This window comes from Prolixibacter sp. NT017 (assembly GCF_009617875.1).
Lineage (GTDB): Bacteria > Bacteroidota > Bacteroidia > Bacteroidales > Prolixibacteraceae > Prolixibacter.
In genome coordinates, this window is the sequence record NZ_BLAV01000001.1 from 695,672 (window position 1) to 722,262 (window position 26,591).

General features: G+C 44.3%; 23 protein-coding genes. 9 read left to right on the forward strand and 14 right to left on the reverse strand.

What is annotated here, in order from left to right:
- Positions 1–195 precede the first annotated feature (195 nt).
- Positions 196–714 (reverse strand): UpxY family transcription antiterminator, encoded by a 519-nt coding sequence (locus GJU87_RS02775; protein WP_194831423.1) that lies wholly within the window; start codon positions 712–714, stop codon positions 196–198.
- A gap of 732 nt (positions 715–1,446) precedes the next feature.
- Here GJU87_RS02775 and GJU87_RS02780 point away from each other — a divergent pair.
- The 3 genes from GJU87_RS02780 to GJU87_RS02790 are packed head-to-tail and all read left to right on the forward strand — an operon-like array spanning position 1,447 to position 7,513.
- Positions 1,447–4,692 carry a TonB-dependent receptor gene (locus tag GJU87_RS02780; RefSeq protein WP_153638110.1) on the forward strand — a complete coding sequence of 1,082 codons (3,246 nt, stop codon included), beginning with the start codon at positions 1,447–1,449 and terminating at the stop codon, positions 4,690–4,692.
- A gap of 28 nt (positions 4,693–4,720) precedes the next feature.
- A complete protein-coding gene (locus GJU87_RS02785) occupies positions 4,721–6,442 on the forward strand; it encodes a RagB/SusD family nutrient uptake outer membrane protein (protein ID WP_153638111.1) in 1,722 nt (573 codons plus the stop codon).
- Between the two features lie 12 nt (positions 6,443–6,454).
- Positions 6,455–7,513 carry a hypothetical protein gene (locus GJU87_RS02790; protein WP_153638112.1) on the forward strand — a complete coding sequence of 353 codons (1,059 nt, stop codon included), beginning with the start codon at positions 6,455–6,457 and terminating at the stop codon, positions 7,511–7,513.
- 137 nt (positions 7,514–7,650) lie between these two features.
- On the opposite strand, the gene GJU87_RS02795 is transcribed toward GJU87_RS02790, so the two are convergent.
- Entirely contained in the window at positions 7,651–8,412 is a 762-nt protein-coding gene (locus GJU87_RS02795) for an outer membrane beta-barrel protein (protein WP_194831424.1), read from the reverse strand.
- Between the two features lie 376 nt (positions 8,413–8,788).
- Here GJU87_RS02795 and GJU87_RS02800 point away from each other — a divergent pair, with 376 nt between their 5' ends.
- Positions 8,789–10,021, forward strand: a complete 1,233-nt coding sequence (locus tag GJU87_RS02800) for a nucleoside recognition domain-containing protein (protein WP_106543305.1) — start codon at positions 8,789–8,791, stop codon at positions 10,019–10,021.
- Positions 10,022–10,082: 61 nt separating this feature from the next.
- Here GJU87_RS02800 and kdsA read toward each other — a convergent pair whose 3' ends face one another.
- The 4 genes from kdsA to GJU87_RS02820 form a co-directional block, all read right to left on the reverse strand.
- Positions 10,083–10,907 (reverse strand): 3-deoxy-8-phosphooctulonate synthase, encoded by an 825-nt coding sequence (kdsA, locus tag GJU87_RS02805; RefSeq protein ID WP_153638114.1) that lies wholly within the window; start codon positions 10,905–10,907, stop codon positions 10,083–10,085.
- A 147-nt stretch (positions 10,908–11,054) separates the two neighbouring features.
- Positions 11,055–12,335, reverse strand: a complete 1,281-nt coding sequence (locus tag GJU87_RS02810) for a replication-associated recombination protein A (protein WP_153638115.1) — start codon at positions 12,333–12,335, stop codon at positions 11,055–11,057.
- Complete coding sequence (locus GJU87_RS02815) at positions 12,332–12,565, reverse strand: hypothetical protein (RefSeq protein WP_106543302.1); 234 nt, start codon at positions 12,563–12,565, stop codon at positions 12,332–12,334. The genes GJU87_RS02810 and GJU87_RS02815 overlap by 4 nt, the downstream gene beginning before the upstream one ends.
- A gap of 3 nt (positions 12,566–12,568) precedes the next feature.
- Positions 12,569–14,575, reverse strand: a complete 2,007-nt coding sequence (locus tag GJU87_RS02820; RefSeq protein WP_146142046.1) for a tetratricopeptide repeat protein — start codon at positions 14,573–14,575, stop codon at positions 12,569–12,571.
- A 99-nt stretch (positions 14,576–14,674) separates the two neighbouring features.
- Between GJU87_RS02820 and GJU87_RS02825 the strand changes: the two genes are divergently transcribed.
- Positions 14,675–15,241 carry a DNA-3-methyladenine glycosylase I gene (locus tag GJU87_RS02825; RefSeq protein WP_153638116.1) on the forward strand — a complete coding sequence of 189 codons (567 nt, stop codon included), beginning with the start codon at positions 14,675–14,677 and terminating at the stop codon, positions 15,239–15,241.
- A 5-nt stretch (positions 15,242–15,246) separates the two neighbouring features.
- Here GJU87_RS02825 and GJU87_RS02830 read toward each other — a convergent pair whose 3' ends face one another.
- From GJU87_RS02830 to crtD, 7 genes are all read right to left on the reverse strand, one after another.
- Positions 15,247–15,801 carry a hypothetical protein gene (locus GJU87_RS02830; RefSeq protein ID WP_153638117.1) on the reverse strand — a complete coding sequence of 185 codons (555 nt, stop codon included), beginning with the start codon at positions 15,799–15,801 and terminating at the stop codon, positions 15,247–15,249.
- 141 nt (positions 15,802–15,942) lie between these two features.
- Positions 15,943–16,707: a tetratricopeptide repeat protein gene (locus GJU87_RS02835; protein ID WP_153638118.1), complete on the reverse strand. Its 765-nt coding sequence runs from the start codon at positions 16,705–16,707 to the stop codon at positions 15,943–15,945.
- Positions 16,677–17,777, reverse strand: coding sequence for a glycosyltransferase family 2 protein (locus GJU87_RS02840; protein ID WP_153638119.1), 1,101 nt, complete (start codon positions 17,775–17,777; stop codon positions 16,677–16,679). The genes GJU87_RS02835 and GJU87_RS02840 overlap by 31 nt, the downstream gene beginning before the upstream one ends.
- A gap of 2 nt (positions 17,778–17,779) precedes the next feature.
- Entirely contained in the window at positions 17,780–18,397 is a 618-nt protein-coding gene (locus tag GJU87_RS02845; RefSeq protein WP_153638120.1) for a 1-acyl-sn-glycerol-3-phosphate acyltransferase, read from the reverse strand.
- Positions 18,394–19,074: a fatty acid desaturase gene (locus tag GJU87_RS02850; protein ID WP_153638121.1), complete on the reverse strand. Its 681-nt coding sequence runs from the start codon at positions 19,072–19,074 to the stop codon at positions 18,394–18,396. Before GJU87_RS02850 ends, GJU87_RS02845 begins: the two co-directional genes overlap by 4 nt.
- A gap of 2 nt (positions 19,075–19,076) precedes the next feature.
- The gene (locus tag GJU87_RS02855) at positions 19,077–19,730 is read right to left on the reverse strand and encodes a carotenoid biosynthesis protein (protein WP_153638122.1); all 654 of its coding nucleotides are present in this window, start codon (positions 19,728–19,730) and stop codon (positions 19,077–19,079) included.
- 5 nt (positions 19,731–19,735) lie between these two features.
- A complete protein-coding gene (gene crtD, locus GJU87_RS02860; protein ID WP_153638123.1) occupies positions 19,736–21,196 on the reverse strand; it encodes a 1-hydroxycarotenoid 3,4-desaturase CrtD in 1,461 nt (486 codons plus the stop codon).
- A gap of 254 nt (positions 21,197–21,450) precedes the next feature.
- On the opposite strand from crtD, the gene GJU87_RS02865 reads away from it, so the two are divergent.
- The 4 genes from GJU87_RS02865 (at position 21,451) to GJU87_RS02880 (ending at position 25,819) form a co-directional block, all read left to right on the forward strand.
- Positions 21,451–22,947: an NAD(P)/FAD-dependent oxidoreductase gene (locus GJU87_RS02865; RefSeq protein ID WP_153638124.1), complete on the forward strand. Its 1,497-nt coding sequence runs from the start codon at positions 21,451–21,453 to the stop codon at positions 22,945–22,947.
- Complete coding sequence (locus tag GJU87_RS02870; RefSeq protein WP_153638125.1) at positions 22,919–23,755, forward strand: phytoene/squalene synthase family protein; 837 nt, start codon at positions 22,919–22,921, stop codon at positions 23,753–23,755. The genes GJU87_RS02865 and GJU87_RS02870 overlap by 29 nt, the downstream gene beginning before the upstream one ends.
- Before the next feature lie 4 nt (positions 23,756–23,759).
- The gene (locus tag GJU87_RS02875) at positions 23,760–24,455 is read left to right on the forward strand and encodes a lycopene cyclase domain-containing protein (RefSeq protein WP_153638126.1); all 696 of its coding nucleotides are present in this window, start codon (positions 23,760–23,762) and stop codon (positions 24,453–24,455) included.
- Positions 24,456–24,607: 152 nt separating this feature from the next.
- Entirely contained in the window at positions 24,608–25,819 is a 1,212-nt protein-coding gene (locus GJU87_RS02880; RefSeq protein ID WP_153638127.1) for an aminopeptidase C, read from the forward strand.
- 168 nt (positions 25,820–25,987) lie between these two features.
- On the opposite strand, the gene GJU87_RS02885 is transcribed toward GJU87_RS02880, so the two are convergent.
- Positions 25,988–26,443: a hypothetical protein gene (locus tag GJU87_RS02885; RefSeq protein WP_153638128.1), complete on the reverse strand. Its 456-nt coding sequence runs from the start codon at positions 26,441–26,443 to the stop codon at positions 25,988–25,990.
- Positions 26,444–26,591: the final 148 nt, after the last annotated feature.

The window sequence follows — 26,591 nt, forward strand, 5'->3', positions numbered from 1 at the left end:
TGATTCATCTGTTTTAGTCTTTTAAAAATACGTGTAACCTTGCCTTGTGCGGATTACACGGTCAAATGTAATGAATAAAAATATTACTCAAAATCTGAAACGTAAGGGAATTGTTAAAATTGTGGCGAATGGTCAAAAAATGATGGTGAACGTATCAAAATCTTTGATGAACGTGCAAAACTTTTTGATGAACGGTTAACGGGTAACTGCCAATTCGGAGATGGGAACTTCGACCATGACTGTGTAGCCAACGGGCTGTAAACGAATACCTACTTTGTTTTTTCCTTTGATTTGGACAAGTTCTCCTTTCATGCCCATTAAGGGGCCGGAAAGAATCTCGACCATTTCGCCGGTCTTCAAATCTTCGCGGGTCAGTTCCACTTTGATCTGGTCCTGGTGAAGCATTTTTTTCAGCGATTCGATGTCTTCGTCGCGCACGGGTGCCGCTTTGCCTCCAAAGGTAATGTAGCATACAACATGTTCTGTTTGAAGTACCCGGTCGTAATCCTTCCGGTTGATATGAACAAAGACATAGCCGGGCATCAGCGGCATTTCTACCAGCTTCTTCCTGTCGCTCCACTGACGGAGTTTTTTCTGGATGGGCAAGTAAGCCTCGATATCTTTCTCAGCAAGTGTTTGCAGCACTTTCTTTTCAGAACGGCTTTTTACATATACCGCATACCAGCGCGTCAGAGATTCTTTTGTGGCTTCCATTCCCCGGTGTTTATTGTGCTTCAGGTTTATTCTGAATGCAAATCTATAAAAAGCCATGAAAGTGCGGGGAGTTCATTTGATTTTTTTTAAGCAGGTTATTGGGTATCCTATCGTTTTGCATTGTTCTGTTTGGTTGACTGTTGAGTGTCATCATAAGAAAGGAAATTAATTGATTCCGAACAGCTGCAGACTAAATTGGAGAGGAAATTTTAGAGTAAATCAACTTTGATGTTGAAGTGTTCGGATTTTATGTCGGTTTAAACTGTGTTTTTGACAAGAAGACGGGCGTCTTTCGACTTCTTTTCGTGAAAATCGAACTGTTACTGACGCCTTTTGTGAAAAAAAGTTAATGGATTTTGGTTTGTTGTTTTTGGTGTAATTGATTCATATTTAACTGTTCATGTTTTTCTGGTATTGTTCGGATTCATGTGTCGGTAAACTTTTTTGTGTAAAAATTAAATTTTGTAAAAAAATGTTTAAATTGCCACTGCTAACAAACTAACGAAGCTAACTGAACCGAATATTATGAAGTACAATGAAATGCTACATTCATGTGGCTCATTGTTGCCGCATGCATTGAAACTAACTGTAACTTACCCTGATCCGTTTCGGGATCGTTTCTTCATTTTAAAATTTGAAACTAACTAGTAGTTGAATGGCTTTTGCTGTTCAATACAACTAACAGATACACGCAACAAGTATCCATTTTTTACTAATCTAAATCTATTATCTATGAAAAAATGTAATCTGAGTTCTGTTCCGGATGGAAATTGGACAAGGAAGCTCCTGACCATGCTCCTTCTGTTTGTTTTTATGGCAGGATCAGCCTTTGCGCAAACAAAGACCTTAAGCGGTACAGTAACCGGTGAGGACGGAGTGCCTATTCCGGGTGTAACCGTCATGGTGAAAGGTACATCTGTTGGTACAGTTACCGACCTTAATGGTGAGTATACCCTGACCGGTGTTCCTGCAGATGCTGAAACATTAGTGGTTTCGTACATTGGTATGAAAACGCAGGAAATTGAGATAGGGGATCAGACCAATATTAGTGCCACCTTGGCTCCTGACGTTGTGGGAGTAGATGAAGTGGTGGTTGTGGGTTATGGTACCCAACAGAAAAAATCGTTGACCGGTTCCGTAGCTTCTGTTTCGGAGGATGAGCTTCGTGCTGTTCCTGCTGCGAACGCTGCCTCTCGTCTGCAGGGACGTGTTGCCGGTGTAACCATTACCAACGACAACTCTCCTGGTGGTGACGCTACGGTTCGTATCCGTGGTTATGGTACCATTAATAACAACAACCCTTTGTTCGTGATTGACGGAGTGCCGACAACCGGTGGATTGAGCCGTATTAACCCGAACGATATTGAGTCGATGACCGTATTGAAAGATGCTTCTTCGGCAGCTATTTACGGGGTGCGTGCTGCAAACGGTGTTGTTATTATCACTACTAAACGTGGTAAAGCCGGTAAACCGAAAGTAAGCTTCGACGCCCGTTATGGTGTTCAGCGTACGACCAATAAACTTGACCTGTTGAATACCAAGGAATATGGTGATTTGGTTTGGATGGTAGCTGCCAATGACAGTTATCTGACGGGAGCGACCGTTGTACCTAATCACCCACAGTACGGAACCGGAGCTTCTCCGCAGATTCCGGATTATATCATCCCTACCTTTGCGTTTGAAGGTGAGCCGATGACTGACCCTTCTACCTACAACAATGATGATACCAAAGGGCCGCTGAACCTGATTACCCGCGCCAACAAGCAGGGTACTGATTGGTATGACGAGATTTTTGATCCGGCACCCATTCAGGAATATAACGTTAATATTTCCGGTGGAACCGAAAAAGGTACCTATGCCGTAAGTATGGGATACCTGAACCAGGAAGGTGTTGTGATACATACTGGTTTTGAGCGTTATTCGATGCGTTCGAATATGGATGCTCAGCTGACCGATTGGTTGAAGATGGGACAGAGCCTGGGAGTTACCTACACCAAACGTCAAGGTTCGTACGGAACCAACAACGATGAAGGTAACGCTGTATCACAGGCTTATCGTATGCAGCCTATTGTTCCGGTTTACGATATTATGGGCAATTTCGCCGGTACCAAAGCAAACGGAACCGGTAACGGAGCCAACCCGGTTGCGAACCTGACCCGTGATAAAGATGACTGGGGCACCGATTTGCGCGTTCTGGCCAATGGCTATGCGGAAATTAAGCCGATGAAAGATTTGACTTTCAAAACGCTGTTTGGGATCGATTTGAACAATGGCCGTAGCAAGGATTATACCATTCGTAACATCGAATTCGCCGAAGCGATTGCCACCAACAGCCTTTCCGAATATCATGGTTATACTTTGCAGTGGAACTGGGCGAACACGCTGAACTATAATAAGACCATAAACAATACGCATTACATTAATGTATTGTTGGGTTCTGAAGCTGTTTCCAATAAATATGAAGAGTTCACAGCCGGACGTAGCAAGTTCTTCTCGGACGATGTTGATTACCGCTATCTGAATGCCGGTGAGATCAACCAGGTGAATACCGGTTATGCTACTGACTGGAAAACGTTCTCCTATTTTGGTCGTTTGAACTATGACTACATGCACAAATACCTGCTGGAAGCTGTTGTTCGCCGTGATGCATCTTCCCGATTCGGAGCTGCTAACCGTTGGGGTACTTTCCCTGCATTCTCAGTCGGATGGCGTATTTCAGAAGAAAGCTTTATGGGCGACGTCCCGTGGCTGGATGACCTGAAACTGCGTGCCGGTTGGGGACAAAACGGTAACGACCAGATTGGTAACTATGATACTTATGCCATTTATAGTGCTACCAGTTGGATGTCGTTCTATTCCGTTTCCGGAGACAATACATCTTCATCAGCCGGTTTTAACAATACTTCGCTGGCTAACCCGGATGTAAAATGGGAAACCACTACTACTACAGACATTGGGTTGGATATGACCATTCTGGATAACCGGTTGGAACTTAATTTTGACTGGTATGACAAGAAAACAACCGATATGCTTTATCCGGTACAGTTACCTGCTACCTATGGTAATGCAACCCGTCCATCAGTGAATATCGGTGACATGAAGAACACCGGTTATGATATCATGCTGACTTACCACGGAAAAGTAGGTAAGGATTTCATCTATAACGTAAGGGCTAATGCATCGCATTACAAGAATGAAGTCATTAAGTTGAATGATAATTCGGCTGAGGTTCTTTGGGGAGCCAACCTGCGCCAACGTACTTATACCCGTTCAGAAGCCGGACATCCGATTTCTTCCTTCTACGGTTATGAGGTTGTTGGTATTTTTAACAGTTGGGATGAGGCGAATTCATGGCCAGCCTTCGGTGATTACAACAAACCTGGTCGCTTCAAATACAAGGATCAGAATGGTGACGGTGTAATTGATGCTGACAATGACCGTACTTATATTGGTAGTCCTCACCCGGACCTGACTTATGGTTTGAACATCGATATGACCTATAAGAACTTTGACATGACCATGTTCTTCCAGGGATCACTTGGAAACGATGTTATCAACTATGTGAACCGCTGGATTGATTTCAACAACTTTGCCGGTAACCGAAGCAAAAAGCGTCTGTACGAATCGTGGACAGTTGAACGGTATGCCAACGGCGAAAAAATCTCATTGCCGATTGCTGAATCGAACGATGAGACCAGTCAGGACCCGAACAGTTTCTTTGTTGAAGACGGTTCTTATTTCCGGATGAAGGATTTCCAGTTGGGTTATACCCTGCCTGCACGTCTGTCTAACCGTTGGGGAATCGATCGCCTGCGTGTTTACTTCCAGGCTACTAACCTGTTTACGATTACTGATTACAGTGGACTGGATCCGGAAATTCGCGATACTGCGGGTAATGCGGACCAACGTCTGGGGGTAGACGAAGGTGTTTATCCGACAGCACAAACCTTCATGTTTGGTGTGAATCTGAACTTGTAATTAAAAGGAACTTAAAAAGAAATTCATTATGAAAAAGATAATTTTCCTAACCTTATTGGCTGTTGTCGGAACATTTTATTCCTGCTCCGACAGCTGGTTTGAATTAAAACCAAAAGGTGCCGCATCAATTTCCCAGTTCTATAATGAGAAGGGATTGAATGCTCTGTTGATTGGAGCGTATGCTGCGCTTGACGGTGAAGGTACCGATGCCGGATGGGCTGGTACCTACGCCTGGGCCGGTTCCGTATCGAACTGGGTGTGGGGATCGGTCGCTTCTGACGATGCTTATAAAGGATCGGAAGCTGGTGACCAGTCGACTATCAATCCGATTGAGCGTTTTGAAGTTACTTCAACTAACGGTTATGTATCGGACAAATGGCATGCATTGTATGATGGTATCTCACGCTGTAATGATGTGTTGAGAGCGATTGCCGCAACTCCGGATGATGTTGTATCGGCGGATAAGAAAGCGTGGTTTGCGGGTCAGGCTCGTTTCCTGCGTGCGCACTTCTATTTCGATATGACCCGTACTTACAAAAAAGTGCCTTATATCGATGAGAATACAGAGGCACCCGAAGCTGTTCCGAATGATCACATGTTGTGGCCGGAAATCGAAGCGGACTTCCAATTCGCAGTACAAAACCTCAACGAATCAGAATCTAATGTTGGTTACGCTACCAAATGGGCCGCAGAGACCGCTTTAGCCAGAGTATACATGTTCGAAGAAAAGTACAGCGAAGCCAAGCCGTTGTTGGATGATGTTATTAATAATGGTCCGTTTGTTTTGATGGATGATTTTCAGCAGAACTACCTGATTGCCTATAATAACAACAAAGAATCGATTTTTGAGGTGCAGTATTCAGTGAATGATGGTGCTCCTGAATCGTTCAACGGAGGTTATGGTGACGCACTGAACTTCCCGTATGCACCGGATATTGGTGTATGTTGCGGATTCCACCAGCCTTCTCAAAACCTGGTGAATGCGTACAAGGTAGATGCGAATGGTCTTCCATTATTCGATACCTTCAATAATTCAGATATTCCAAGTCTGGATGCTTCAGGAGATGTTATCTTAACTAATACGTATACTGATCCGGTTGACCCGCGTTTGGATTTTACCGTTGGGCGTCCTGGTATTCCTTATCTTGACTGGGGTGTTCAGGGAAATAAAACCTGGGTTCGTGACGTTGGTAACGGTGGTCCTTATTTGTATAAGAAAAACATGTTCCTGAAATCGGAAAGAGGAACGTTGTCAACTACTTCCGGTTGGGCAACCGGTGTTAATGCAAACAACTATCGCATGTATCGTTTGGCTCACGTTATTCTGTGGCGTGCTGAAGTAGCTGCCCAGGAAAACGATTTGGGTACAGCGATGAATCTGGTCAACCAGATTCGTAATCGTGCGAAGAATAGTTCTGTTGTCAAATTTGATGATGGTACACCTGCTGCCAACTATGATGTTGAGCCGTATACGTCATTCCCCAATCAGGCATACGCTTTGCGCGCCGTGCAGTGGGAAATGCGTCTCGAGTTTGCGATGGAAGGTATGCGTTTCTTCGACCTGGTACGTTGGGGCATAGCTGCTGATGTGATGAACGCATATCTGGCTGAAGAATCTACCAAGCGAACTCACCTTTCCGGTACCAGTTTTACGGCCGGTAAGAACGAGTATTTCCCGATTCCGCAAACACAGATTGACCTTTCTGTGGCTGACGGACAAAGTGTTTTAACTCAAAATCCCGGATATTAATAAAATTGAATCATGATGAAGAAAATATTTCTTTTGTTACCAGTTCTTGCCCTGTTCTTTGCTTCATGCGAAGAAGATAATAACTGGGAATATAATCCAAATCGTACAGACATTATTGTCCAGAATACGAATGTTTATCTTCTGGATCCAGGAGCCTCAGCTAGTATTGAGGCAGATGCGACCGCTACAGAAGTAAATACAAATGTTGGTGTGACTGTTTCTTTATCTAGTGGAAAAGGAACTTTTACTGCGACAAAATCTCAGCTCGGAATTTCATCTGTAGATGATACTAAACAGGTTGAGTTTACAGCGACAATCAATGGTTATGTTTCATATGCGTATGCAATTTTCACTATGATGGATCCGCTGTCTGTATCTGAGCCTGGTGCAGTAATTCTAAACTCTGTGAATGATACCATTACCTACGAAATAGATGCGGCTTCGACTACTCCTGATGCAATTACTGTTATGCAAAAAATAAACAGTGGTTCAGCGGTTGAGGTATCCAAAACCGGTGGCTGGGATGTGAGTAGTGATGATATTGTTTTTAGTGGTGATGAGTTTGCCGAGGGAGATACGGTGACTTACAGCGTAACTGCTACTAATGCAAATGGTTCGGTAAGTCATTCTGTTTCGTTTGTGGTTGGTAAGTACACTTTCCCCGCCTCTGACAATTTCACGCTCAGCCAGGATACTATGGCTTATGATTTTGTTGATGGTGCGTTTGTGAAAGTCTCGAATGTTGATTCTAGTGATATTGCAAGGGTTGTTGTACCCGGACAATCTGTAGGATTTACGTCACTTGGAAGTGCGGAATTTGTCAAGACTACTGAGGCAGTTTATACCACAGCCGATGTAAACACGATTGAAGATGAGTTTAATTCCGGAGTTGCTGTCACTACAGTAAATGATGCTACGGTAGACGAATATTATATCTACAAAACAGTCAGAATCGTTGATACTAATACAATTACTTATTATGGTCTGTTGAAAATCACTGAGTTGCAAGGTGCTTTTGCTGGTCAGGAAGATCAGGTTGCTATTAGTTTCGAGCGAAAATATCTTGAATAGTTAACTAGTTCGTAAATAAATAAAATGAGGGAGACCATTTGGTTTCCCTCATTTCATTTTCTCTTTATTTTATTACTGAGATATTGTTTACAGACAGAGGAGTAGACGAATAATTTCCTTCTCGTTTATTCAATTGATTAAATGTCCAAATAATAAACGAACCCAATGGTAGCATTCAGAGTAGAAAGCGTGTAGTGATTACTTTCCTCGCTTAGGATGGCTCTGGTAAGATTGGTGCCGGTTCCTTTATCTACTTCTTTTTCTTCGCGGGAAATTTTAGCAGACGATTGAAAGTAGCTCAGGCCAACCTGTAAATTTGTTCGTGGAGAGACGGCGAAGCGCAGAGCTGTTCCTGCTTTCCAGGCAAATGCCAGGTTATTCCGGTTGGTGGCATGATTGATATAAAACCAGTTATTATTCGGATTGTCATAAGTAAGCTGCTGGTTGGGCACCAAATTGACATTTACGCCTCCCAGCGCCTGAAAATCCCAACTGAAGGTGTTGAAATTGATACTGTATCTCGGCCCTACCAAAATACTTCCCCAAAGCCATGAGTTGGAATTTAGTTTTAGGTAATCCCGCTCAGCTGCGGTGATGTCGTAGTTCTGTTTGAACATGTTTTCCAGCCTGGTGCCAACGCCATCCCGGTTGACCGGATTGTTGCCGAAATTGAGCATTCCGGTGAGCGACAGATTATCCTGGAGTGCGTAGTTCGACTCAAGCGTCATGTTGAAACCTTTTTCGGCATGACCGGCTTTCACATTGTCCGGATTATTGTTTTTGAAGGCATTCACTGGCCAGGCGCCACCCATTGACAACGCAAACGACCAGTTTTCGGATTGCGCTGAAGCATTGACGGTGAATAACAGAAGCAATGAAAGGACAGATATGTATTTCATATAATTCATTTTTAAGTAAAATCAAACAGGTTCCTTAAGCCAAAGTATATTTTTTATTCGTATTAATCAGGCGGAATCCGGAATTTCTTCCCGCCGTTGCGATCTATCTACTTGACGGGAAAAGACGCAATAACGTTTCGTTGTCAGTTGTTAAAACTGACAATTTCATGAAAATGATTTGACAACCAGTATCTTTTCTTGTAGACTCTACGGATATTTCTTTCGCGAAAAGCAATTATCGCAGAATAATTATGAAAGCTACCCGATTCTGGTAAAGATATGCTCCCGGATTTTTTTAAATTTACGCCTGATTCCGCTCCGGCAGTAACAAATTGTTACCTCATCCGGACCCATCCTGAAATATAAAACGCTTTTTATGGCATTGAATTACATTTGGATTTTCTTTTTTCTTACTGCATTTGTTTTCGGTTTGGTCAAACTCATATTCTTTGGAGACACCTCGGTTTTTACCGATATGGTAGCATCCACCTTTGATATGGCCAAAACCGGATTCCAAATTTCTCTTGGTTTAACCGGCGTTTTAACTCTATGGATGGGAATCATGCGGATAGGTGAAAAAGGGGGAGTAGTGAAGATTTTTTCCCGTCTTATCGGGCCTTTCTTCAATAAGCTGTTTCCCGATTTGGGGAAAGACCATCCGGCTTATGGTTCTATTATGATGAATCTGGCGGCGAATATGCTGGGACTGGACAATGCAGCTACTCCGATGGGATTGCAGGCCATGAAAGAGATGCAGGCGACCAATCCATCGAAGAAGACTGCCTCGAATCCGCAGATCATGTTCCTGGTATTGAATACGTCGGGGTTAACGCTCATTCCCATATCGGTGATGGTGTACCGGGCACAATTGGGAGCGGCCGATCCGGCGGATATTTTTATTCCCATATTACTGGCCACATTTTTTTCTACGCTGGCCGGTGTTATCAGCGTTTCCATTTACCAGCGCATCAAACTTTACGATAAAGTGATTCTGGCTTATCTTGGCGGATTGACACTTTTGATTGTCGGTATGATTGCCTGGATGTCGACTCTGTCGAAAGACCAGGTGACACTTTACTCGCAGGTGGGGAGCAATGTGATTCTGTTTTCCACCATTATCGCATTCATCACGTTGGGAGTCGTCAGGAAAATCAACGTGTATCAAACCTTCATCGAGGGGGCAAAGGACGGCTTTTCGACAGCGATTAAAATTATTCCGTACCTGGTGGCCATTCTGGTTGCTATTGGCGTGTTCCGGGCTTCAGGGGCGCTGGATTTTATAACGAGCGGGATTGCCTGGATATTTCATTCAATGGGAATTAACACCGACTTTGTGGATGCATTGCCCACCGCTTTGATGAAACCGTTGAGTGGTAGCGGCGCACGGGGCATGATGGTGGATGCGATGAAAAATTACGGTCCCGATTCATTCGTCGGGCGGGTAGCGTCCACCGTGCAGGGAGCAACCGATACGACTTTTTATATTTTGGCTGTCTACTTTGGCTCGGTTGGTATCAAGAATACCAAGTATGCGGTAACCTGCGGATTGATTGCCGATTTTACAGGTATCGTCGCAGCGATCCTGATTTCCTATATGTTCTTCCATTAAAAAAGCAGGAAAGGGAAGTTACCCGCATTCCTGCTAATCTGTTCCTTTCCGGAAAATATTTTTATAGCTGATTAACGGCTTGTCTCAGGATGGTGAGCCTTTTCAGCATGTTTTCCAGTTTGTCGAGGTGGAGCATATTGGCTCCGTCCGATTTGGCACTGGCCGGATCGGGATGTGTTTCTATGAACAAACCGTCCGTGCCCACCGCAATAGCTCCCCGGGCAATCGTTTCAATCAGCTCGGGCTTTCCTCCCGTAACTCCGGATGACTGGTTGGGTTGTTGCAGTGAATGTGTGATGTCCATCACAACCGGGCACTCATTGGTTTCCTTCATTTCCGGTATGCCGCGATAATCCACTACCAAATCCTGGTACCCAAAGGTGCTTCCCCTTTCGGTGATGACCACATTCGGGTTACCGGATTCTCTCACTTTATCTACCGCAAATTTCATGGCTTCGGCCGAAAGAAATTGTCCCTTTTTAATGTTGACGACTTTGCCGGTTTTGGCAGCTGCTACCAGGATGTCGGTTTGGCGGCAGAGGAATGCCGGTATCTGCAACATGTCGACATATTCGGCTGCCATAGCCGCTTCAGGTGCACTGTGGAAATCGGTAACAGTGGGAACACCGAACGTTTCGTTCACTTTACGCAGAATTTTCAGCGCTTTTTCGTCGCCGATGCCGGTGAAGGAATCGAGGCGCGACCGATTGGCTTTCCGGTAGGAGCCTTTGAAAATGTATGGGATTTTCAGGTCGTCGGTGATACGAACAATACGCTCTGCAATTTTCAGCGCCAGGGTTTCTTCTTCAATGGCGCAGGGGCCGGCCAGGAGGAAGAAATTGTCGCTCTCTTTGTGCCGGATATGGTCAATTCCGTTAAAAATCATGGTAATGTACTTGTTCTTTCTTATTCAAACTATCCCGATATCAAACATTTGTATGCCGTAAACGGGACTGCAATGGTAGTGAAAAACCCGTAAATTCTGACTGAATTTGATTTGTTTTCGTAACCAAAAGAAATTCAGATTACTGAATTATTTTGTGAAACGTTGTTTCCACCATTGCTTCAATCGCTCCAGAATTTTCTGCTCTGCCGGGTTGTTTTGCGGATGATAGAATCGCTTCGTACGAAGTTTCTCCGGAAGGAAATCCTGTTCAGCGAAATTCCCGTCGTACGAGTGAGCATATTTATAACCCTTCTGGTAGCCCAATTCTTTCATCAGCTTGGTTGGGGCGTTGCGCAGATGCAGCGGCACCGGCTGATGACCGGAATTCCGAACCTCTGCCAGGGCACTGTCGATGGCTTCGTAAGCTGAATTGCTTTTGGGCGAGGTGGCCAGGTAAATCGTGCATTCCGAAAGGATGATCCGGGCTTCGGGCATACCGACTTTGTGGACGGCATCGAACGTGCTTTGACTCAGGAGTAGTGCATTGGGATTGGCCAACCCGACATCTTCGGATGCCAGAATAACGAGACGCCGGGCGATGAATTTGATGTCTTCGCCACCGTCGAGCATGCGGGCGAGGTAATAAACGGCTGCATCGGGATCGCTGCCACGAACCGACTTGATGAAGGCTGAAATTACATCGTAATGCATTTCGCCTTTCTTGTCGTACATCGACAAGTTTTCCTGCAAACGGTTGGTGACTTTTTCGTTGTTCAACACAAATTCATCACCTTCTTCTGCATTGAGAACGACTTCGAGGATATTCAACAGTTTTCGTGCGTCGCCGCCTGAATAACGCAACAATGATTCATGTTCCTCTACCGTGATTTTCTTTTTGGACAGCTCGGTGTCTTCGGTTAATGCCCGGTTGAGGAGAGTCAACAAGTCTTCTTTTTCCAGTGATTTTAAAACATATACCTGGCAGCGACTGAGAAGTGCAGAAATAACTTCGAACGAAGGGTTTTCCGTAGTAGCACCAATCAAAGTCACGATTCCTTGTTCTACGGCTCCAAGTAGCGAATCCTGCTGGGCCTTACTGAACCGGTGAATCTCATCAATGAAGAGAATCGGGTTGGGCGAGGAGAAAAATTGCTGTTTTTGCGCTTTTTCAATGACCTCCCGAACATCTTTTACGCCTGAATTAATGGCACTCAACACATAAAACGGCCGGTGCAGTGTATTCGCAATAATTTTGGCCAGTGTAGTTTTTCCTACTCCAGGCGGCCCCCATAGAATGATCGAGGAAATATTTCCTGATTCAATCATTTTGCGCAGGACGGCATTTTCACCGACCAGGTGTTGTTGCCCGATATAATCATGCAATGTTTTCGGGCGCAGACGTTCAGCAAGAGGCTGGTTGCTGCTCATAATTCTCCTTTTCTTTTCCGGTATTCCCGGTAGTACTTGTTCGAACGCAGGATAAATGGTGTCAATGGAAACAGTAGTACGACCAGCAGGACGTTACTACGCCCGGTTGCCAGCAGAAAAACCTCAAGCGCTATGATCAGGCCCACTGCGGCCCAGATAAGTGCACGCAGTTGATTGATTTTACGCTTTAATTCATCATCTGAAAGATTTTTCAACCGATAGTTGTCCATACATCAATTGCAATATTGTTTGATAATGCTGTAGGCTTCGTCAATTCCCAGCTCACCAGCTTTACTCAAATCCAACGCGCCGCCATCGATATCGTTCAGATAAATCCGGGTCAGCCCCCGGTTGAAATAGGCTTCCGCAAAGTCAGGCTCGAGCTTAATGGCTTTCGAATAGTCATCCAGGGCACTGTAATAATCTTTTTTCTTCACTTTGGTATTGGCCATGTTGAACCATGCAAAGATGAATTTTGGATTCATGTAAATCACCGTTTCGTAATCCTTGATGACTTTTTCGTAGTCGAGTATTTGTTCCTGTGTCTTCGGTTTGTTGTTCTGTGAAGCGGCGTTTTTTCCACCTAGATTGATGGTCTCGGGCTCTGGCAACGTATTCAATGATTGAATATAATCGGTCATTTGCATGCGGGCTGTCGCTCTGCCGAAGTAGGCCAGCAGGTTATGCGAATCCTGAGAAATCACCTTGTCATAATTCTGAATTGCCTCGTTGAATTTGTTATCCAAAGCGTAATAAATCGCCCGGTTCAAATAAGCCCTTTCGTCTTTTGGATTGGTTTGAAGAATGGCAGTTTCCAGTGCTATCCGATCGCGGTATTGCTGCATGCGCCAGTCGTTGTCTCTTGCCGGCTTGTTCGTGATAACCAGGAATGGGTCGTTGTGATTCTTTTGGTTCAATGCATCGATGGTCATGCTGTAATACTGCAGCTTGTCGTAATCAACCGAGTCTTTGTGGAACATCGAGATGGAAAAATCCGGCTCCAGTTTGATGATGACATTCCGGTTTTGAACTTTGCCATCGGTTATTTCCGTTTCTTTCACGTCTCCTTCATCATCCACCACGATGAGGCGGCGGCGGCGTTTTCGGGTGTATGGGCCGGTTGCTTTCGATTTATTGCTGGTTGAGTCAGCTGCAGCCAATGTGTTGCCAGCCTGCACAGAAGATTTAGTTGAAGTCGAATCGACTTTGGCGGCCGTATTTTGCTGTTGTGTGCTTCCTGCTTGTGCTGTCTGTTTTCCTTGTTGTTGACTTTTTTTCTGTGAGGATGAAGAACCAGCCGAAGCGTAGTATTGCTGTTGTTGACGACGCTGTTCTTCTTCGTATCTTCTTTCTTGTTCGGCAAAACGTGGGTCGAGCTGTTTTGCCATCGCGTAATCTTGTTTTGCTCCGGGCCTTCCCAGTGTTTCCCGGGCGATCCCCCTGTTCAACCAGGCTACCGCGATATTCGGATTCAGCTTAATGGCCATGTCATAGTCGATAATTGCACCTTCAGGGTCACCCAGTTTGTGTTTGACAATTCCGCGGTTGACAAATGCTTGTGCCATTTTAGAATCCAGTCGGATACAGATGTCGTAATCTTTTAATGCACCGGCATAATCTTCCTTTTCAAATTTGGCAATACCGCGCATCAGCCAGGCGCTGGCAAAGTGAGGACGCAAATGAATAGCCTTGTTACAGTCGGCAATGGCACCGTCCAAATCTCCTTTCATTTGCTTGGCCGAACTTCGGTTCAAATAGGCATTGGCCATTGTCGGATCGAGCTCTATCGCCTTGGTGTAATCTGCAATTCCGGAATCGATGCTGTCCATCGACACCTTGGCAATTCCGCGGTTGTTGTAAATGGCGGCATTGTCATTATCGAGTTGAATTGCTTTATCGTAATCGGCTATGGCTGCTTTCAAATCACCTAGTTCGTGGTTCGCCATACCGCGCTCCATGTAGGCTTCGGGGTAAAAAGGCTTGATGGAAATTGCTTTGTCCAGGTCTTCCTTGGCTCCACGGTAATCTTCGAGGTAATATTTGGCAACAGCCCGATAAAAATAAGGCTCGGGAAGGTAAGGCTTCAGTTTAATAACGATATTGAAATTTTCGATAGCGCCTACGTAGTTGCCAAAATATATTCGACTCTTGCCGACATAAAAATAGTGGTCGGTGTTGAGCTGGGCCATGGCCGGCAACACGCTCATTACAAGAAATAATAGTGAAATCAGTCTTTTCATCGGCAAGAATCCCGGATTATATGATGAACAAAAATAACATTTTATAGGTGTTTCGTACCTGATGGTTTTTTAATTTTACCTTACAACAAAAAACAAGCCATGATGCACCGATGTTCCTGGAGTACCAACGAAGATATTTATATCCGTTACCACGATGAAGAATGGGGCGTTCCGGTCCATGATGATCGGAAACTGTTCGAATTCCTGATTTTGGAAGGAGCCCAAGCCGGGTTGAGCTGGATAACTATTCTGAAACGGCGTGAAGCCTACCGGGATGCTTTCGACCAGTTCGATCCGGAAAAGGTTGCCCGTTATGATGCAGCAAAAATCGAAGAACTGCTGCAACGCCCCGATCTGATTCGCAACCGTCTGAAAATTAATTCTGCCGTTACCAATGCGCAGGCTTTCCTGAAAGTGCAGGAGGAATTTGGGTCGTTCGATAAATACATCTGGAGCTTTGTTGACGGGAAACCGATTCAGAACAAGTGGAAGAAACTGAATGAAATTCCTGCACAAACTCGGCTGTCGGTAAAAATCTCAAAGGATTTAAAAAAGCGCGGGTTTAAATTTGTTGGGCCTACTATCGTGTATGCACACATGCAGGCTACCGGCATGGTGAATGATCACCTGGTAGATTGCTTTAGGTACAAAGAAGTAGCAGAATAATCATTTTATAGATACCGTTTTTTCAGAAAGTTGGCGCGCGAAAAATCCAGCAGCCGGTAATGCGGGTGGTAAAGCTTTTCGTAAACCTGGCTGTGATGCCCCACGTAATTTTCACTTTGCAGCTGGTCTTCGAGCGCTTTTTCGTCTTCGGCAAAATTGTTGAGCGCAGGTGTGATTTCCCTGATAATTTCGAGAATATCATTCCACTCTGCTCTCCACTCCGTTATTTCAGGTGGATTCACGGACTGCGCACTTTCCAGGAAAAGCGGAAAAAAGACCTCGATTGGAATAACATCTTCTTTCAGCAGTTTCAGGTTAACTCTGAAAAACTGCTGGCGGTAACCCAGAGGAAGCAAATCGGGAACATCAAACTGTTTCGCTTCTCTGACCTCTCTTTCCAGGTAGTCATACGCACGGTCGACATCTTCTACCAGATGGCCGGGGCCATAACGGTCCTGGAAGAAGTTTTTATATAGATCCGCTAGCCTTGCTTCCGGATGCCAGCGAAGTTCCAGTTTTAATGCGTCAATGATTTTATTTTTCCTGATAGTGCTATCCATTTTCTTTTTTTTCTTTTCTGTCTTCGGTGCAAAATATGCCAACCATTAAATTAAGAAAATGTTGTGTATTCCCTTAATTTACTAAGGTTTTTTATTGTTTTTTCAAGTTTTATGACGGTTGCTTTCTGTTGAAAACTGTCATTACTTGCTTCGCGGAAGCAACTCTTCACTAACCCATTTGAAATCGGGGGCTTCGGTTAGTAGTTCTTTCAATAAATTGTTTGCTTCCTTTTTTCGGTTCTCTTCCAGATATGCGTTGCTCAGCCACGCCCCGACATAATAATAGAACCAGTTTTTTTTCGCATCTGGTTCGGCATTTATCAATTTCCAGGCTTTTTCATAATTCCGGATAGCTGTTTCGCGACTGCCACCAAAAATAGTCGGACGGAAGAAGTAACTGTTTCCCTCTTCAAACCATACACTAGGTTCCTTTGGATCTAACTTTTTAGCCAGCTCAATGTTTTCCTGGCTTTGTGGCCCCAACCAAGGCGCTTTCCATGGTTTTAAACCTATTTGATAACCGATGAGAGCTGCTTTTAAAGTATAGAGTTTTGCTGAATCCGGGTATTGAATAATGGCCTGATCCAGAATTGTCATTGTCTTTTCGATGCGCTGTTTGGCTTCTTTCTTCTTTTTTTCCGAAAGGAGATATCCAATATAGCCATATTGGGCCTGACAGAGCGTAAAAATGAAGTTGAAATCATCTGACCCTGGCTGGCGCTCAAGTTGGTCAATGAGCGACGGCCAGTTGTCCATTTTACTTTGAAGATAGCTGGTTTTTATTTGATGCCGGATGGAATCAAGAGGTGTTTCTTTCGGTTGTTTTTCTTGCGGAAAAGCGTTGGACAGACCGGCAACCAGAAGAAAACACACTGTCAGCCAAAAGGTATTTCCCGATCTTTCCATTTTACGGTTTTTTTGTGTTTCCCCAGAAGGTTCCGGGCGATGATGTTTGTTAAGGCAGCCATTTGTGCCGGATGATAGTAGAGGTTGGTCCAAACTGACTGGCCGCTGTGTAACGAGATGATAATTCTCAAAAGAAGAATTTGCCCGATTAATATGAACATTCCTGTTACTGGAAGCATCAACAAGGCCAGCAAAATTCCCGGAACGGTGAGCAACCAGAAGAGCAACATAATGGCTGAGCTACCTCCGAAATACTGATGAATATTACGCGAGAAACCTTCCACTGCTTCCCGGCAGGAGGAGTACATTCGACAGGAAACTGCACCGAAGTTTGCCAGCACTTCTGTCGGATAGCCTGCTTTCTTCATTCTTTTCATAATTAAAATGTCCTCTACATTTTCCACTTTTACCTGTTCATGCCATCTATTTTCACGGTAGTTGCCTGCTTCGAATAGTATGAACTGGCCATTGGCAGCCGCCAGCGAAGTCTTCTTCGATAACCTGACTAGAGGCAAGGGCAGCAGGCTAAGCAATATCCAGTTCATTAACGGGACTGTTGATTTTTCCCCTTGCGAATGCATAACCTGTCGGGGAAAGATGGAGAGGAGTGAAAGTTTTGCCTCCACGGCCCGGCTAATAAGGGGCGCCAGAAAGTCGGGTTGAGCATGGACATCTGCGTCGAGGAAGAGCAGGTAATCTCCGGCTGCTTTTTCGGCGAGCTGGTGACAGGCGAAGTTCTTTCCCAGCCATCCGGCGGGAAGTTCTTCACTGGTGAACCATCGAAAATTTTCTGTTTGTTGCGTGAATTCGTACAGAATATCAGTTGTACCGTCTGTGGAATGGTCGTTGCAGATGATGACTTCATAATCCGGGTAAGTCAACTTGCTGAGCGATTCGAGTAAAGCCGGTAAGTTGTGTTCTTCGTTGCGGACCGGAATCAGAATTGATACCCTTGGATTTTCTTCCGGGAGGGAAGACGCGAAATTCGTTGGGCGGGTAAGGAAGTTCAGAACGGCGATGATAAGCCGTAAACACAGGAATACAAACGATATGGTTGCAAATAGGTACATCCTTATTGGTTAGTTTGCTGAGCAATGCAGTCACGGTAAAAGTGGTTGAAATCATTCTCAATGTCCGGGTAGGAAGAATTTCCGGAAAGGCCTTTGTCCTGAAAATAGAGATACAGTCCGGGGCGGCGGTTGGAAAAATAATCGACCATAGCCACGTAGTAGACAATCCGGAAATTAAGGTTGCTCCGGTCAGTCAGGAACCTGATTCCTTTCTCGAAAGAAAAAGAGCGGTTATATATTGACTGAATTTTTCCCTGTGGGTAGATGACCACCAAATTGCCGGGTTCCTGCAGCAGTTCGGCTGTGTAGTTCATGGTTTCCAGGATGCTGCGGTTGCCTTTGTTGATGGAGTAAGCGCCGGCTTTGTTCAGAAACATCCGTTGTGTAAGCTCTTTTTCCAGCATCATCACATGAAAGCGCTTGTTCCAAAACTTCCGGTTGAGGTGATAAGCGATGAATCCGTCCCACCACGAAAAATGGTTGCCGATTAACAGAATCGATTCATCTGAAACCGGAGGTTGGTTGACGAATGTTACTTTACTAAAGTCCCATCGGAGGATGAGCGGTACATAAACATTGAAGAAATTAGTTTGCCAAAAGAGATGTTTTGCTTTTATCATGTTTGTTGCTCTTTTGTTTGGTAGAGTCGCCACCAGGGAATACGTGGAAACAGATGATGCTCGTGATGGTAGCCAAAAAAATAGCAGGTAAGCATGGCTTTCAGATGGTTGCGTTTCTGCGTTCGGGTCCGGTGAATATCCATGTCCGGTGTATGTGGTTTCCGGTGAGGAATATAAGTTCCATAATAGAAAAGTTGCAGTGTTCCCAGAAAAGCCGGGATGACCCAGAAAGTGAAAATTGCCGGTTGAGGGAAGATAATAGCCAACAGATTGAACAGTACTGCCATGATGATTAGCTGGTACCAGGTGACATAATTTTTCATGAAGCCAAACCACCAGAGCCAGAAGTTCTGATGGCGTTCATTGAAATCGGGGTCTTTTTCCGTACCCGGAAATTGATGATGAAGCATGTGCTTGCGGCGGAGTCTTGGGAACAACATGCCTGCAAACAAAAAGGCTGCGAGCCAGCCCAGTGAATTGTTGATTTTCCGATTAGCGGAAACTGTGCCGTGCATGGCATCGTGAGCCGTGATGAAAAGACCGGTGTACAGGTATCCCTGAACCAGCATATGAAACCACATCCACGGGTTTGCCATGGTAGTCTGGACATAAAGCAGGGAATAGAGAAGGTGTGTAGCCCAGAAGAGGATGATAATGACGGCTAGCAGAATTCCCATGATTACAGCAAAATTCCGAGGAAAAGAAAAAATACGAGCTGTATCGCCATTAATGGCAAGGCCATATGATTTTTTGTTTTTAAACGAAACAGATGGAACAGATCGAGCATCACGACTGACGTGATGAACCACGCCAGGTAGTTTTGAAACGGCACTTCGCCATTGCTCCAGTTCCACATTCCGGTTTTAACTGCTGCCGGTTCGAGTATCAAATCGAATACGACCAATATAACGGCTCCGATAAGCGCCTTCAGCCATAATGGAAATGAAAATGGTTCTAATATCGTATAAACACAGTAGATTTGAATCAGCCATAAAACACCAATAATAATGGGCGTTTCAAAGAGTTTTGGGCCGAGGGTAGTGCCGTATTCATACACTCCGAAAACGTGTCCTGTTTTTACGCCCATTACTTCAACGAAGAAACCGATGGCAAAGACCAGAAACGATGCGATATACAATACTGGGGTCGGATTTTCCTCGAAGAGATATAGCAAAACGATGGTTGCAACCAGAAAAATGGGTGTGATGGCCTGGAAAAATGGCCGTGAATCAGGAAAAACCAATCCGATGAGGCCAACGGCGTAAAACAACATCAACACTCTGCGTAAGGTAACCTGTGAAACGTTTTGTAATGATTTTCGGAGGTTTTTCATGGTCGTTATTCTTTGGGTATCATGTCGGATACAATTTTTGCCGAAGCCAGGCAAAGAGGAATTCCACCTCCCGGATGCACACTTCCTCCTGTAAAATACAGGCCTTTCAGTTGTTTACTGAAATTAGGATGCCGCATGAAAGCGGAGAAAATGTTATTGGAGCTGGAGCCGTAAAGGGCCCCGGCTTCAGAGCTGGTACGGCGCTCGATATCTCTTGGAGTTAAACGTTTTTCGACTAAAATATGTTTTTCGATCTCCATGTTGAGTTGTGCTTCCAGTTTGGCTATGATATGCCGACGCGTCCGCTCAATCAAATTGTTCCAGTTTTGTCCATTGTCAGCCGGGGCGTTTACCATGACAAACCAGTTTTCCTTTCCTGAGGGGGCGTCTCCGGCTTCCATCTTACTGCTGATGTAGAGATAAATGGTCGGGTCATCGCTGATAGCGGCTTGCGAAAACAACATTCTAAACTCTTCCATGTAGTTTGAACTGAAGAAAATGTTGTGCAAGCCCGTTTCGTCGCTTTGGGTATCCATTCCCCAGAAGAAAATTAACGCCGAGGAAGACAACTCCGGCCGTTCTTTTCTCTGAACCTGCTGGTTTAAAAACTGTCGTTTGAAGTGATGAATGTCGATATCACTGATGACTATATCGGCCGGGATATGTTGGTTGCCCGCTTCCACTCCGGTTACTTTTCCATTTGAAGTTGTTAGTGATTCGACCCGTGTGTTGAACCGAAAAGTTACTCCGTGGCGCATAGCGAGCTGATGCAATTCGCTGGCAATTTTGTACATCCCTCCGGAAGGGAAAAATGCGCCGGTGTTGTGTTCCAGGTGGGAGATGATTTTCAGGGTTGCGGGAGCCCGGAAAGGATCGGAGCCGTTGTAAGTGGCATACCGGTCAAATATCTGCTGCGCTTCCCTGGTCTGAAAAGCTCGTCTGTTAGCCTGATGCAGTGACCGAAAAGGATCGAGCAATCCGGGACGCATCAACGTGCCAAACGCTTTCCGGTTACGGAATGTCTTTAGTCGGTGAAGAGATGAGAAAATAAACAGGTCTGCTGTAAAGTGGTATAATCGTTTTGCCTTTTTCAGGTAGCGTAGCGTATTCTCTTTGGGTTCTCCTAATTTCGACTCAAGCTCATCGCTAAATCTTTCCGGCGATGTCCAGGCACGAATCCTTTTTCCTTCCGGATAAAAATAGCGGCATGATTCCTCCAGTTTTCGAATGGAGAGATAGTCTTCGGCATTTTCGCCCAGCAGCTCAAAAAGCTCTTCTACCAGGTGAGGTAAGGTTAACAACGACGGCCCCGTGTCGAAACGAAAATCTCCGGTTCTGATTTCAGACATCTTTCCGCCGGGTTGTGATTCCTGCTCAATAACAGTTACTTGGTGATTTTTTGCGGCCAAACGAATTGCTGATGCCAATCCTCCAATTCCTGCTCCAATGACGATTACCTTTTTCATGCGAATATGTGGTGATTATCTTTTTATTTGTGTAAATTATAAATAATTTAAGCTGTTGTCCTTGACATACTTGCAGCCTGACTAAATAGAATTTCTAACATTTTAATAAAAATAACCATTGCCCTTTGAACCAAAGGAAAATAATTTTGTTTAACTTTGCAAATAAAACATTAAACAATATTTTGATTTCTTACTGTTTTTAAGGACTCAATCTAATGATTTATAAAGTAAGAATCTTTCTAATCTATTGACGAATGGAAAAATCAGTTATAGTTGTTGGTGCCGGTCTTGGAGGCTTGTCTACCGCACTCCGTCTGTCGTCTGACGGGTATCGGGTGACGATGGTAGAGAAGAATAACCAGGCCGGAGGCCGGTTGAATCTTCTGCAAAAAGATGGTTTTTCCTGGGACCTGGGGCCGACCTTTTTCAGCATGAGTTACGAGTTTCGCGAACTCATGGATTATTGTGGGTTGGAGATGCCCTTCCGTTTTGTCGAGTTAGACCCATTATATGCTGTTCATTTCGCCGATGAAAGTAAACCACGTTTAATTTACAAGAAACTAAGTCAGTTGGCTAATGAATTCGGGGATGTAGAGCCTGATTTTGAGAAGAAGATGCGCCGTTTTTTGGATGAAACAGGCCGTTTGTTTCACGATACCGAACAGGTTATCATTCGACGAAATTTCGATTCGATTTTGCAGTACGCATTGCAATTAACGCGGGTTCCGCTGAAGCATGCGCCGAAATTGTTTCGAACGATGTGGAAAGAGCTGGAACGTCATTTTACCTCGTTCGAAGTAAAAGTGATTTTTTCGTTGGTTGGCTTCTTCCTGGGAAATACGCCGTTCAACACGCCGGCGGTTTTCACTCTGCTGTCATATACCGAAATGGAACACGACGGCTATTACAACGTGGAAGGTGGCATGTACAAAATTGTCACTACGCTGATGGATGAACTGAAGAAGAGAGGCGTTCAGTTCGCCTTCGATACCGAGATTGTCGACTACCGGGCGGATGGTAAAAAGATAACCGGTTTGGTAGACGGTGAAGGAAAGGTCTGGAATGCCGATGCCTATGTGATAAACGCTGACGCAGCCTGGTTCCGTGGAGCAGTTTTGAAACGACCGGCTTATTCTGAAGCCAAGCTGGATAAGATGAACTGGACCATGGCCCCGTTGACAATTTACCTCGGAATCAAAGGGAAGCTGGATGACATGTATCACCATAATTATTTCCTGCGGAAGAATTTTGAGGAATATGCAGGAGGAATTTTTGAAAACAAAGTGAGCCTCGACCAGCCGTATTACTACGTCAATATTCCGTCGATGCATAATCCGGATTACGCTCCGGAAGGGCACGAAAGTGTTTTTATCCTTTGTCCTGTTCCCGATAGGAGATACAAACCCTCGTGGGACGATGCTGACGAGATTGCCGATCGGATAATTGATGATTTTTCCGAACGGACCGGAACGAATTTGAGGGAGCGCATTGTCTCGCGAACGGTTTTCTCACCTGTCGAATGGGAGTCGAAATTCAGGTTGTTCCGCGGAAGCGGTTTAGGACTGGGACATAACCTGATGCAGGTTGGAGGATTGCGTCCCCGGAACTTCGATGAATATTTCCGCAATGTATTTTATGTTGGAGCTTCGACCACGCCCGGCACGGGTTTGCCAATGACGGTTATCAGCTCCCGGTTAGTTACTGAACGAATAAATCAGGCTTATGGACTTGTATCTGAAAACCAGCATTGACTGTAGTCGTGTTACCACCCGGAACTACAGCACATCGTTCTCGCTCGGGATTTTGATGTTGAAACCCCGTTATCGTGATGCGATTTACTCCATTTATGGTTATGTCCGTTTTGCGGATGAGATTGTCGATACCTTCTTCGAGTATCAGCAACGGGAGCTTTTGCAAGAGTTCCGGAAGCAAACTTACGAGGCAATTGAGCGGGGCATTAGTATGAACCCGGTGCTGAACAGTTTCCAGCATGTGGTAAACAAATATCATATCGATCATCAGCTCATCGATGCTTTTCTCGACAGCATGGAGATGGACCTGGATTTTGATGTGTACGATGAAAAGCGGCTCAAGAACTACATTTATGGCTCAGCCGAAGTGGTTGGATTGATGTGTCTGCGTGTTTTTTATCCCGATGATGACAAGACTTACCAGGAATTGGTTTATCCGGCGAGGAAGCTGGGAGAGGTTTTTCAGAAAGTAAATTTCCTGCGCGACATCAAAGATGATTACCAGGGGAAAGGACGCCTTTATTTTCATGACATCAACTTTTCATGTTTTGATGAGGAAGCCAAGCGAAAAATAGAGGAGGATATTGAAGCTGATTTTAAAGAGGCTTTTCAGGGAATCATCAGGCTACACCGCGACGTCCGGCTTGGGGTTTATCTTGCCTATTTGTATTATCGTAAATTATTCGAAAAAATTAAACACACCAAACCAAATCATATCCTGAAAGCGCGGCTACGTGTTCCCGGATTTCGAAAAATGACATTGCTTTTTACGGCGTATGCCCGTCATGCTTTTGGTTTGATTATTTAATTAAATGGCTACCGGAAAGTATACATATTTTATTCTTTTATTCCTGAGCCTTCTCGGGCCGTTATTGCTTAGTTTCGACAAGAAGGTGCATTACCATAAGTGCTGGAAATTTCTGTTTCCTGCCATCTTGCGGGCAGCGGTACTGTTCATTTTGTGGGATGTCATTTTTACCCAGGCCGCTATCTGGGGGTTCAATGAAAAGTACATTGTTGGATGGCAGATTTGGCACCTTCCGGTGGAAGAGTGGCTTTTTTTCCTGATTATCCCGTTCAGCTGTTTGTTTATTTTTGATGTAATTGTTTTTTATTTCCCGGGAGCGGAATTTCGGTCAAAGCGTTTAAATAGAGCAATTTTGGTTGTTTTAGCTGGCCTCTTGTTAGCTTTCTCTCTTTATTTCAGAAACCGGTACTACACCTTTATTGTGTCACTTCTGACTGCTTCTTATCTCGTTATGATTCTCATTTTTAGGCGTCGTATTAACTGGCTGGCCCACTTTCTGATTGCCTACCTGATTGCCTTAATTCCATTCTCGATTGTGAACGGAATCCTCACCAGCCTTCCGGTTGTTCGGTACAACCCGTCCGATAATATTGGCGTGCGTCTTATGACCATTCCGCTTGAAGATTTTGTCTATTTGTTTTTGCTGCTTTTAATGGTGACTGATTTTTACAAAGTGCTTTTGCGGAGAAATAGTAAGTGACAGGTAATAAGTGTACTTGAAACACGAAGACACGCTTTCTGTTAATTTCTCGTTAACCAATTGTGATCTTAGTCGTTTGTTGCCGTTAATTATTTTCATATTTTCGTTGGCTATGAGTTAAATGTAGTTAACATATAAATTAAATATCTCTAATGAATCGTTTTAAGTTTTTTATGCTCCTGGCTGGGTTATTAGCATTTACGTGGAATGTTTCGGCACAGGACAAGGAGAAGAGTAATAAAGAAGAAGGCTATCATTTTACGACCGTCAAAGAGTTACCCCATACTTCGGTTAAAGATCAATATCGTTCTGGAACGTGCTGGGCATTCAGCGGCCTCTCTTTTCTCGAGTCGGAAATGTTGCGTATGGGCAAGCCGAAGGTTAATCTTTCGGAAATGTTTGTGGTTTACCATTGCTATATCGACAAGGCAATTAAGACCGTACGTTTGCACGGAAACCTGAATTTCGGTCCCGGTGGTGCTTTCCACGATGTGACCTACGTGCTGAAAAACTACGGTATTGTTCCGGAAGATGTATACACTGGTCTTAACTACGGAGAGAAGAAGCATGTTCATGGGGAGATGGACGACGTGTTGAAAGGTATTGTTGATGCAGTGATTGAAAACAAAAACAAGAAGCTTTCTACTGCGTGGGAAGAATCAGTAACCGGAACGCTGGATGCGTATCTTGGTGACTTGCCGACAAAATTTGAATACAAAGGGAAAGATTATACTCCGAAGACTTTTGCCAACGAATATTGCGGTTTGAATCCTAATGATTATGTCGAAATTACTTCGTTTACGCATCATCCTTTCTACTCTAAGTTCAAACTCGAAGTGCCGGATAACTGGGAGTGGGACGAAGTGTACAATGTTCCGCTGGACGAGATGATGAAAATTATCGACAATTCGCTGAATAACGGTTATACCGTTGCCTGGGCTGCCGATGTGAGTGAGAAAGGATTTTCTACTTCTAAAAAAGGAGTTGCAGTCGTTCCGGATGCAGATGTGAAGGATATGACGAATTCTGAACTGTCTAAATGGGAAAAGCTGACTGACAAACAGAAGAATGAGGAACTCTACAAAATGGATAAGCCCGGAAAAGAGAAGCACATTACCCAGGAAATACGCCAGGAAGCATTCGACGATTGGCAAACAACCGACGATCACGGAATGCACATTATCGGTTTGGCTAAAGATCAAAACGGTACCATGTACTACAAAGTGAAAAATTCGTGGGGTGATTATAACGCATGGGACGGATACTTCTATGCTTCGAAACCTTACGTTCGTTACAAGACCACTTGTATCATGGTAAATAAAAATGCTATTCCGAAAGCAATTAGGGAAAAGCTGGGACTTTAAGAAGAAGTGCTGAAAAAATATAGAGAGGTTGCGGGCTTGATGTCTGCAACCTTTTCTTTTTTAGAAAAATAAAGCCCGACATGATTGCCGGGCTTTTTTTGAAGAAAATCGAAAAACTAACTCACTTGTGCTGTATACTTAATCTAAAACCTCTGTATTGAAAATTATTTATTTTACTCCCCAGTATTCATTCGATGTCATCCAGTTTTCCATTGCCAGTTTCTGGTCTGATTCTTTTTCAGGTCCCATCCAGTAGCTGTTGGAGGTCATCCAGTTTTGAATGGTCAGCGAGCTGTCTGATGCATCTTCCTTATTGTTAACTCCCCAGTAGTTTTCATTGCTCATCCAATTTTCGATATTTAACTGGTTGTCTTGTTCGCTTCCGGTCCAGTAGTTTTCGTTACTCATCCAGTTTTCTACTTCCAGTGAATTATCGGCTTCAGCAGTAACATTGATGTCCGAAACTGCTTCGAGAGAAGTGCTGGAGAGATTGGCTGCTGGCGAGAACATGGCAATGAATGCCGAAATTCCCTGAGCATTAGCGATACTGGTTACACCTACTGTTAAAACTATCATGATGGTAGCGATGACCCTTTTTGTTGATTTTAATGCTTGTGCTTTCATGACTTTATTTTTTTTTACTTGTTTTTGTCCGTTTGCCTCTGTTATTACAGTTTGCGTGCCAAAAAGCTTAAGTCGCTCATATGTAGAAAGTAATGGGATTTATTGTTTGCTTCCGACTTGTATCATTTTGAACGAATTAGAACACACT